At 69.4% G+C, this 8692-nt stretch carries 8 protein-coding genes; 6 read left to right on the plus strand and 2 right to left on the minus strand.

The genetic code is table 11. From position 1 onward, the window contains the following. From C667_RS17270 to C667_RS17295, 6 genes are all read left to right on the plus strand, one after another. Nucleotides 1-1560 (plus strand): VWA domain-containing protein (locus C667_RS17270; protein WP_004371732.1); only part of this gene is annotated, 1560 nt, incomplete at its 5' end. Between the two features lie 589 nt (nucleotides 1561-2149). Beyond that, nucleotides 2150-2383: a hypothetical protein gene (locus C667_RS17275; protein WP_004371734.1), complete on the plus strand. Its 234-nt coding sequence runs from the start codon at nucleotides 2150-2152 to the stop codon at nucleotides 2381-2383. Then, nucleotides 2380-3738 (plus strand): IS1182 family transposase, encoded by a 1359-nt coding sequence (locus tag C667_RS17280; protein ID WP_004356467.1) that lies wholly within the window; start codon nucleotides 2380-2382, stop codon nucleotides 3736-3738. The genes C667_RS17275 and C667_RS17280 overlap by 4 nt, the downstream gene beginning before the upstream one ends. 187 nt (nucleotides 3739-3925) lie before the next feature. Beyond that, nucleotides 3926-4543: a Rossmann-like domain-containing protein gene (locus C667_RS17285; protein ID WP_004371736.1), complete on the plus strand. Its 618-nt coding sequence runs from the start codon at nucleotides 3926-3928 to the stop codon at nucleotides 4541-4543. A gap of 65 nt (nucleotides 4544-4608) precedes the next feature. Continuing rightward, a complete protein-coding gene (locus C667_RS17290; RefSeq protein WP_004371738.1) occupies nucleotides 4609-5547 on the plus strand; it encodes a DMT family transporter in 939 nt (312 codons plus the stop codon). Beyond that, nucleotides 5544-5858 carry a DnaJ family domain-containing protein gene (locus C667_RS17295; protein ID WP_004371740.1) on the plus strand — a complete coding sequence of 105 codons (315 nt, stop codon included), beginning with the start codon at nucleotides 5544-5546 and terminating at the stop codon, nucleotides 5856-5858. Before C667_RS17290 ends, C667_RS17295 begins: the two co-directional genes overlap by 4 nt. A 60-nt stretch (nucleotides 5859-5918) precedes the next feature. Here C667_RS17295 and C667_RS17300 read toward each other — a convergent pair whose 3' ends face one another. Both C667_RS17300 and C667_RS26690 read right to left on the minus strand, forming a co-directional pair. Further along, nucleotides 5919-6467 (minus strand): hypothetical protein, encoded by a 549-nt coding sequence (locus C667_RS17300; protein ID WP_245538490.1) that lies wholly within the window; start codon nucleotides 6465-6467, stop codon nucleotides 5919-5921. A gap of 187 nt (nucleotides 6468-6654) precedes the next feature. Next, a partial coding sequence (locus C667_RS26690) for a phospholipase effector Tle1 domain-containing protein (RefSeq protein ID WP_004371744.1) occupies nucleotides 6655-8692 on the minus strand: 2038 nt, incomplete at its 5' end.

Consider the following 8692-nt stretch of genomic DNA (forward strand, 5'->3'; position numbering starts at 1 on the left):
GCGCTCTGGCTCGGCGGCATGACCCACTCCGGCGGCGAACTCGCGGGCCGCCTCGCCGCGCTCGCGGCCTGGCGCGAGGCGCTGCTCGCCGGCGGCCTGCCCCGATCTTCCGCAGCCTGGCCCGAGGCGGAGCTGCAGCAGGCCGTGCGCGAGGTGTTCGGACGCCTCCGGCTGCCTGGCTACTGCGCCGCCCAGCCCGAGCTGGCCGATACGGTGCTGCAAGGCCTGCTCTTCCATCTCGACCTGATCGTCGACTACCGCGACCGCGGTGACACCGAGGCCGCGGCGCAGGCGAGGGCAGTGGATTCCTTCGCCGCCGACTGGGCCGAGCGCTGCGGCGAGATCGACGAGCTGGTCGGCGCCTTCGGCGATCTCGGCGACCTGCTCAAGAACACCCGCTGGGATGCGCTGCGCGGCCTGTTGCGCAGCACCGAGTGGCGCGAGGTGATGCGCATCCGCGCACTGATCGAGCGCCTGCCCGAGCTCGCTCGCATCCTGCGCGCGCTCGGTCGCGCACGACCCACCGACGAGGTTTCGGAGTCGAGCCAGGCGCTGCAGGCGGTGGTCGAGCAGGCCGAGGTGCAGCGCAGCGAGTCGCGCCGGGTGCGGGTGCCCGACCTCCCCGGCGAGACGCGCGGCGTGCAGCGTTCGGGCCGGATCGCGCGCATGCTGCCGGCCGAGGCGATGCTGCTCGGACATCCGCGCCTGCGCCTGGTCTGGCACGCGCGCCGCGCCGAGCGCACGCTGCTGGCCTACGAGGACGACGACCACCTGCAGGAGGACTGCCTGCGCCCGGCTGCGGTGCTGCGTCCGAGCCAGCGCCCGGCGCCCGAGCGGCGCCTGGAGCGCGGGCCGATGCTGGTGTGTGTGGACACCTCGGGCTCGATGCAGGGCGGCGCCGAGGCGGTGGCCAAGGCCGTGGTGCTGGAGGCGGTGCGCTGTGCCCACGCCCAGCGCCGCGCCTGCCGGGTGTATGCCTTCGGCGGGCCGGACGAGGTGGTGGAGATGGAGCTCGGCGTCGATGCCGAGGGTGTCGGCCGGCTCGCCCGCTTCCTCGGCCAGGGCTTCGGGGGCGGCACCGACATCTGCGGCCCGCTCGAACGCGCGATCGCCCGCCTCGACGAGGCCGGCTGGGCGCTCGCCGACCTGCTGATCGCCTCCGACGGCGAATTCGGCGCCACGCCGGCGCTCGCCGCCCGCGTCGAGGCCGCCCGCCGCGAGCGTGGCCTGCGCGTGCAAGGCATCCTGATCGGCGACCGCGAGACCATCGGCCTGCTCGAGCTCGCCGACGACATCCATTGGGTGCGCGACTGGCGGCGCTATGGGGGCGATGCGGGCAAGGCGGGTGATGCCGAAGCGGACGGCCGGCGTGGGGATGGCGCCGGCGCGAATGCCTCGACCCTTGCTGCCGGCGGCGGCTCGCCGGTGCACTCCAGCCACCTCACCGCGGATTATTTCCCAGGTGCCCTGCGTACCCTCGGAAACCGCGCTGCCACCGTCACCCCCGAGGCGGCCGCCGCCGCGATCCGCGCCGGCCGCCACCGTGGCGAAAGCCCTTGAGCCGCATTCGCGCCTGCCGGCGCTCCCACACAAACCGTCGCGGTCCGCGGCTAGGTGTCCCGGAATCAATCGCCGCGCTTCGGGGCGATGTAGGAGCGGCGGCAGCCGCGAATGCAGCGCTGCAGCAGCTGGCACGGTTGCGGGAAATCGACGCCGCATTCGCGCCTGCCGGCGCTCCTACATAGACCGTCGCGGTCCGCGGCGAGGTGTCCCGGAATCAATCGCCGCGCTTCGGGGCGATGTAGGAGCGGCGGCAGCCGCGAATGCAGCGCTGCAGCAGCTGGCACGGTTGCGGGAGATCGACGCCGCATTCGCGCCTGCCGGCGCTCCTATATAGACCGTCGCGGTCCGCGGCTAGGTGTCCCGGAATCAATCGCCGCGCTTCGGGGCGATGTAGGAGCGGCGGCAGCCGCGAATGCAGCGCTGCAGTAGCTGGCATGGTTGCGGGAGATCGACGCCGCATTCGCGCCTGCCGGCGCTCCTACAGGGGGGCGTCGGGCCTTCGGCAGGGATCGTCGGGCCTTCGGGGGGCGTGCCGCCGTGGTAGGCTCGCCCGACCCCACCGCCCGGCCTTGCGCCGCTGTCCATCATGACCTTCGCCACCGACCTGATCGCCGAACTCGAACACGCCACCGCCGTCCGCCCGATCCCGCGCGTGCGCGCGCTGCACCTGCCGCCGCCGGAGGCGGCCGAGTCGCGCAACGGCGAGTTCTGCGCGCTCGAGCTCGACGACGGCGCGCTCGGCCTCTCCTACGTCCTGCTAGCAGCCTGTCGGACTACCCCCTGTAAAATGCCGCATCGCCCCCGGATCCTGAGAGCATGAGCCGCTTCCGCCCGATCGACCGCCAAACGGACTACCTGCTGCCGCCCTCGGTACAGGAGTGGCTGCCCGAAACGCACCTGGCGCGCTATGTGGTCGACGTGGTCGAGGCACTGGACCTGTCGGCGCTGGAGCGGGCGTATGCGGGGCGTGGGAGCGATGCGTACCACCCGGCGATGCTGCTGTCGCTGCTGATCTACGGCTACGCGACGGGGACGCATTCGAGCCGCCGGATCGAGCGGGCGACTTACGATTCGCTGGCGTTTAGGTTCATCGCCTGCAACCAGCACCCGGACCACGACACCCTGGCGAGTTTCCGGCGCCGCTTCGGCGAACAGTTCGCCGAGCTCTTCGTGCAAGTGCTGCAGGTCGCACGCGAGAACCAGCTCTCGCGCTTTGGCACGGTCAGCCTGGACGGCACCAAGCTGCACGCCAACGCCTCCCGGCACAGTGCGCTGTCTTACGGGCACGCGCAGAAGATCGAAGCGCAGCTCAAAGCCGAGGTGCAGGAGATGCTCAAGCTGGCCGAGGCTGCCGACCAAGGCAATGTGCCTGAGGGGGTGGATTTACCGGCGGAGATCAAGCGCCGCGAAGACCGTCTGGCGGCCATCGCGACGGCCAAAGCCAAGATCGAAGCCCGCGCGAAGGAACGTTTCGAGCGCGAGCAAGCCGAGTACGAGGCGAAGATGGCCCAGCGCCAGGCCAAGCAGGCGAGCACGGGCAAGAAGCCCGGTGGCAAGCCCCCCAAGCCCCCGCAGACGGGGCCACAGGCCGAGGATCAGATCAATCTGACCGATGAAGACTCGCGCATCATGAAGGTGGCGGGCGGTGGTTTCGAGCAGTGCTACAACGCGCAAGCTGTGGTCGATACCGAATCGATGCTGGTGGTGGCGCCCCACATCACCACCGCCGGTAACGACAAGGAGCAGGTCGCGCCGATGCTCGAGTGCATCCAGGCACTGCCCGATGGGCTCAATCAACCCGCGCGGCTGCTGGCCGACACCGGCTTTTACAGCGAACGCAACGTCCAGCACTGCCACGACGCCGGGGTCGAGCCGCTGATCGCAGTGGGGCGCGATGCGCATCATCCGGATTGGCGCAGCCGCTTCGAGGAGCCCGCACCGCTCGAGACGCCCACCTCCCACGTCGAGCAGATGAAGCACGCCCTCAAGACCCAGACCGGTCGCGCCGCCTACGCGCTGCGCAAACAGACCGTCGAGCCGGTGTTCGGCATCATCAAGTCCGTGATGGGTTTCCGTCAGTTCCTGCTGCGCGGTGTTGGCAACGTGCGCAACGAATGGACGCTGGTCTGCCTCGCGTGGAACTTCAAGCGCATGGCCGTATTGCGTCTGCAGTGAGAAGAAACGACAGGAGCATGGCGATTTCACGCGAAAAAGGCGCTTTCGGCTCTGAAATGCCGATTATTTTTCACATCATGAAAACCCGCCTGCCGGTACGCCGTCCGCCGGCTTCAAGTCCGACAGGCTGCTAGGCGGCATCCTGCCCCGGCTCGCCGCGTCGGACGACCCGCACACCATCGTCGGCATGGATGCGCTGCAGCTCGCGCGCGAGTTCGCCGCGCCCACCGCCGGCGCGGGGGGCGATGCGGAGATCCGCCGCACGCTCGGCTTCGCCGCGGCCAACGCGCTGTCGCGCACGGTGATGGAGCGCATGGGCTTCGCGCCGCCGCGCGCCATCGACTCGATCGGCGGCATCGACCCGCAGGCGGGCGATCACGTCGGCATGGTGGGGCTGTTCACCCCGCTGCTGAAGCAGGTCACCGCTGCCGGTGCGCAGCTCACCGTGATCGAGCTCAACCCGGACTACGCCGGTCACTACGACGGCTACCGCGTCACCCTCGACGCCGCCGCGCTCGAAGACTGCAACAAGGTGCTGTCGACCAGCACCATCCTGCTCAACCACACGGTCGACGACATGCTCGCGCATTGCCGCAAGGCGCGGCGCATCGTGCTGATCGGCCCGAGCGCCGGCTGCCTGCCCGAGCCGCTGTTCGCGCGCGGCGTCACCGTGGTCGGCGGGAGCTGGATCACCGATCGCGCCGGCTTCATCGACGCGCTGCGCCGCGGCGAGTCGTGGAGCGGCTTCGCCTACAAGTTCGCGCTCGGCGCGGCGGACTGGCCAGGACTGCCGCAAAACCGCTAAGGTTCTGGCCTCGCGTCCGGGCAGCCTCCACGCTGCCCGCAAAACAATAAAGATCGACCCCCCAAATGCACCTGACTCCTCGACTCGTCTTCTTCCTCGTCCTGCCGCCCCTGCTGTGGGCGGGCAATGCGGTCGTCGGCCGCCTCGCCATCGGCAGCATGGACCCGCTCTGGCTCAACGCGGTGCGCTGGATGCTCGCCTTCGTGCTGCTGCTGCCGCTCGGCTGGCGCGCGCTCGGTACACCGGCGGCGCGCGCGCAGATCCGCACGCGCTGGGCCCACCTCGCGGTGCTCGGGCTGATCGGCGTGGGCGCCTACAACGCGCTGCAGTACATGGCGCTGCGCACCAGCACGCCGCTCAACGTCACCCTGATCGCCTCCAGCGCGCCGGTGTGGATGATGCTGATCGGCGCCGTGTTCTACCGCGTCATCCCTCGCCCGGTGCAGGTCCTGGGCGCGCTGCTGTCGCTCGTGGGCGTCGCGCTGGTGCTGTCGCGCGGTGACCCGGCTGCGATCGCGCGCATCGAGTTCGTCGAGGGCGACCTGCTGATGCTGCTCGCCATGCTCGGCTGGACCGGCTACAGCTGGATGCTCGCGCGCCCGCCCGCGCACATGGCGGGCGAGGCACGCCCGCAGTGGAACTGGGCCGAGTTCCTCGTCGCCCAGTGCGTCTTCGGCGTGCTCTGGGCGGTGGCCGCCGCCGCCGCGGGCGACGTGGTGTTCCCGTCCGGGCCGACACAGTGGTCCTGGGGCCTGGTCGCCGCCATCGTCTACATCGCCGTCGGCCCGTCGATCATCGCCTACCGCGCCTGGGGCGTGGCGGTGGCCGAGGCCGGGCCGGCCACCGCGGCGATCTTCTACAACCTCACCCCGCTCTTCGCCGCAGTGTTCTCCGCCGCCGTCATCGGCGAGTGGCCGCGTCCCTACCACGGCATCGCCTTCCTGCTCATCGTCGGCGGCATCCTCGTCAGCACCCGCGCCGCGGCGCGACGACAGGCGGCGTGAACGCGGTCTTCGATCTGCTGGCCGAGCAGCGCATCCTCGAGGCGCTGCGCAACGGCGACTTCGACCATCTCCCCGGTGCCGGCCTGCCGCTCCTCTTCGAGGACGAGCCCTTCGTCTCCCCCGAGCAGCGCATGGCCAACCACATCCTGCGCAACGCCGGCTTCGCCCCGCCGGAGATCGGCCTGCGAAAGGAGATCGCCCGACTGCGCGCGGAGATCGCAGGGCTGGAGGAGGGCAGCGAGCCATGGCGCGCGCAGCGCTGGCGGCTGGCGGAGATGATCCTGCAGCTGCAGGAGATGGGGCGGGGGTGAACTGAGGTCGCAGCCCGTCGTTTCGTCGGCAACACGGTACGCAAGCCTTCCGGCGCGGCTTCAATAGTCGGTCTCGAAGCGCTGGCCGGTCTTGGGGTGGATGTACCAGCCCCTGCGCAGCACCTTGCCGTTGTAGATGTAGGCCTCCTGGAAGTCGCCCCCGGCGTGGTGGAACTTGGAGCCGTCGGGCCCGGTTCCGACTCCGCGTTCCAGATCCCAGCCGATGAGCGGGCCGTCCGGGTGGATGCGGATCTTCAGTCGAAAGCCGCCGCCGTTGCGGCGCCGGTCTTCGAGGAGGGACTCGGGGATGCGGGAGGCGATGGGGACGGTGTAGTTGCCGAGGATGGTGCCGCCGTAGAAGGCGCGGCCGGGCAGGCCGCGCTTGAGCGCGCCGTCCGGCTCCATCTCGGTCTTGTCGCGCCACTCGAAGCGCAGGAACTTCGGAACGCCGAAATCGGCGCCGTAACTCGAGTTTGCCCGGTGTGGCGGGGTCATGCCTGCCGTTGCGAAGAACAGATGCCCATCCTCGTCGAAGATGTTCAATCCTCTGACGCGGAACAGGGAGTCGACCCTTAACTGGCCGCCGCGAAGGCCGCGGAACTTGTGCATGAGCTGTGCATCCTCTGCGCTCAAGGGCCGCTTCGGTGCCGAAGCGGTGCGACTGCCGCCTAAGCCACAGGCGCTCAGGAGGAAGCCGCCCGTGGCCATCAACAGCGCGCGGCGGATTGAAGAGGGGGGCAGCGGCGGGGAGCGAAGGGCTTGCATTGCTTTTCTCCTCATCTGTGTTTGTGCCACGTTAGCGGTCGGGGAAGCGGTAGCCGTTGTCCTTCAGCCAGCCCATGTAGCCGGCGATGTCCACCGTTCCGGTACGGTTATCGGTTAGTGCGTTCCAGGTCTTGTCCGGGTCGTTGCCGACCGGTCGCTCGAAATAGGTGATGTAGTTGTGCGTGTCGGCATTCACCATGCCCTGATCCTGGGGAGCGAAGGCGGTGAACTCCATCGTGCGCTGGGTGGCACCGCTCACCGCGCCGCGGACCTCGCGGTCCTCGGCGCGCAGCAGCGCCCACTCCGTACGGGTCATATCGCCCTCGCGGACTTCCCTGGAGATCATGTACTTGTCCGGATTGTCCGGGTGGCCGATCCGCAGGCTGTTGCTCTGGTCGTGGACGATGGGATCTACGGCAGGAATGCGAACGAGATCCACAGTATTCATCGTGAGTCCGGCGAACTCTGCCTGTTTCACCATCCAGTTCAAGGCAACGAAGGACAACTGGTTCTCGCCTTCCGCGTAGCCGCCCCCGATATCCGCATGGGCGCCGATGAAGCCGCGCTCGATCCGCACCTGTCCCTGCGTACGGCTGCTCGCGCCGATCGACTCCAGCGGGAAGCCGCCCTGGTGCAGCTTCTCGTCCAGATTGCGACGGGTGCCGTCCCAGAAGGCAGCATTGAAGATATAGCCCCCTTCGTCCCAGCCGATGGGCTGGCTGCGGTATTCGTTCAGCGCCACCGCATGCGCGACGTAGGCGAACTCGTCCGGAATGGCGAGACGGTAGTCCGCTGCGAAGGGCAGGTCGGTACTCAGCACGGTGTCGAACAGGCCCATGAAGCGCAGCTTCACCGGCTGGCAGCGCGTGATCTCGCGCCGGGTGCCGGGGTCGATGGCCGGGTAGCGGATCAGCTGCCGGCCTTCGTGCTCGACGAGGAGCTCGGTGAGCGTGTTCGCGAACTCGCGGGCCTGCGCGGCGCCGCGGCTGAAGCCAACGATGTCGATGTCCATCACGGTCTTGTCGTCCAGGGCCTCGGCCTCGTCGACGAAGTAGTCCCACATGCGCTCGATGCGTTCTCGGCCAGTGTAGTTGCCACCGCGATCGGGAATCGGACCGAATCCCTTGGGTAGGATGTTTTGGTACTGCTCTCCGAGATAGTTCGTTCGCCCGTTCTCGTGATGCTGGGTACCGACTCCCGAGACGTAATTCCTGTTGCCGGAGTCATATAGGTCAAGAAATCGAACGACATTGGTCTCCGAGCCGCCGAGCCGCTCGAGCTCGCTCACCTCCGACGAGTTGTCTGTCCCATCGAACGCAAACAACACCAGCCCATCCGGATCCACCTTCCCCGACGGATTGAACGCCGCGTAGGCATACGGGTTCGGCCCGTCCGGCGTGCCGAGCGGGTCGGGGGTGAGGTATTGGCCCTCGCCCGGGTCGTAGTAGCGCGCGCGGTTGTAGTGCAGGCCGGTCTCGGCGTCGAAGACCTGGCCGGGGAGGCGCAGGTCGAGGGTGAAGTCGGGGCGGGCCGGCGAGGGGGTGAGGGTGGCGGCGCCGAAGGGGGCGTAGCGGGCGCGCCAGATCGGCTGGCCGGATGGGTCGGTGGCGAGCTCGGGGGCGCCGAGGTGGTTGGTGTGGAGCCAGGCGAGGCCGGCCTGCGGGTCGAGCCAGCTCTGCACGATGCGGCGCAGGTCTTCGAGGAGGCGGTGCGTGGAGCCGGTTTCGGTGGCGGGCTGCGCCGGGGTGTCGAGCACGGCGAGCGGCAGGTCGGCGAGCCAGAGGTACTGGCGGATCAGCCTGCCGTCGGCGTCGAGCTCGGCGAGCGGCTGACGGGCGTCGTCGTGGAGGATGTGGGTGGTGGTGGGCGCGGCCGTCGTGGGCTCGAGGCGCGTGCGCAGGATGCGCAGGCCACGGTGGTCGTAGGCGTAGCGGGCGATGCTGCGCTCGCCCTCGCGGACCTCGGTCAGGCGACCGAGCGCGTCCCAGTGCAGGCTGCGCGAGCCGAGGTGCCGGGGCTGGCCGCCGGCGTCGTGCGCGGCGGCGCTGACCGCCTCGCGCGCGCGGTCC

This window comes from Thauera phenylacetica B4P, assembly GCF_000310225.1.
GTDB classification, from domain to species: Bacteria; Pseudomonadota; Gammaproteobacteria; order Burkholderiales; family Rhodocyclaceae; genus Thauera; species Thauera phenylacetica.